Annotated in this window: 2 protein-coding genes; both read left to right on the forward strand. The window is 40.8% G+C overall.

Annotated features, from left to right (window positions below; genetic code table 11):
- Positions 1 to 348 precede the first annotated feature (348 nt).
- The gene (locus tag VZ94_RS20290) at positions 349 to 558 is read left to right on the forward strand and encodes a hypothetical protein (protein WP_045780625.1); all 210 of its coding nucleotides are present in this window, start codon (positions 349 to 351) and stop codon (positions 556 to 558) included.
- A partial coding sequence (locus tag VZ94_RS20295) for an HDOD domain-containing protein (protein ID WP_052700781.1) occupies positions 516 to 1,435 on the forward strand: 920 nt, incomplete at its 3' end. The genes VZ94_RS20290 and VZ94_RS20295, both read left to right, overlap by 43 nt.

Below are 1,435 nucleotides of genomic sequence, written 5' to 3' on the forward strand. Positions count from 1 at the left end.
GGTGCGCTGTGCGCACCTTTTTCATTGATTTTTATGATGTTATAAAGGTGCGCACAGCGCACCCTACCTATCTAAAAACCGAAAACTTCACCGTTTGAAGTATATCTTATTGGCTATAGTATGTTTTCAGGTTGGCAGTTAATTCTACCGATGAATAGGGCTGCGTAGAGCATTATGTCAAATAAATAGCAGTTTAGAGAGTAGGTCAAATTCTGAACCATAATTTACAGGTTTTCCGGCCTGTTCATAGGCATAACGGTAATGTTTTTCAGGATAGCGCCGCTATTGGGGCGTTAAACACGTGGTAATTAGGCTATAATTATGCTAATCCTTTTTAACGGCAGGCTTATGAACTGGTTAACTGAATTATTTTGCAAAAAACTGGCTAAGAAGAGTCAAACGTCGAGTAATGACTTGCTAGTGACTGAGCTAGATACGCCATTACCCGAGTATAAAGCTCTGCCTATTGACCAGCTTTTAGAGACTCAACCGTTAGCGGTATTAAAAAAAAGTTCGTGCCGTTACGCGATTTTGACGATATTTTTGTCGCAAATTTAGAGCAACAAACGTTGAAATTACCGGCTGGCTCGGTGTTATTTCAAATCGGTCAGCAGCGTGATGCCATTTATTATTTACTACAGGGTACGGTTAGTTTTCAACCTAATAGCGTAACCGGTTACGATGTATCCGAGACCTCAGCGTTAGCGAATTTGCCGTTAAACAGCGGTAAAATTCAAGGTGCAACAGCTATCGCGAAAACTGATGTTAAGCTGTTAATATTATCGGAAAATATTGTGAGCTTATGGACGCAAAGAAGCCGTGAGCTTTATTCGGTGCAGTTGTTAGATTTAGAGCTGCCAGCAGATATTGCTGATAATCGATTTTTCAGTCATTTTGCCCAGTGTTATCGGGAAAACAAACTGGCATTGCCTTCGTTACCGCAAGTGGCGATTAAGCTCAATCAAGCGATGAAAAATGATATTGGCATTAAAGAGGTGGCTGATATTCTGCAAGTCGATGCACCAATTGCGACCAAGCTTATCCAAGTGGCTAACAGTGCGCTGTATGCGCCCGATGGCAGTATTACTAATTGTCAAGATGCAATTGCTCGTTTAGGGTTAAATACCACGCGCAATTTAGTGATGAGTCTTAGCGTAAAAGAATTATTTAAGTGTAAAGACGCTAAGCTGATGAAAATTATGTTAGATGCTTGGAAAAGTAGTGTGTTTGTGTCTAGCTTATGTTTTGTTTTAGCTGAGCAATGTCGCACGATTAATCCAGACGATGCGTTATTAGCGGGGTTAGTCGCTAATATTGGCGTGGTGCCTATTTTGCATTTTGTCGAGCAAAAAAATACTGAGCAATATCATGAAGCAGATAAATTACTGACGACCTTAAGCTTACTAGCCCCGTCAGTTGGCTCGCTGGTATTACA

It is taken from the genome of Methylocucumis oryzae, from assembly GCF_000963695.1.
Taxonomy (GTDB): domain Bacteria; phylum Pseudomonadota; class Gammaproteobacteria; order Methylococcales; family Methylomonadaceae; genus Methylovulum; species Methylovulum oryzae.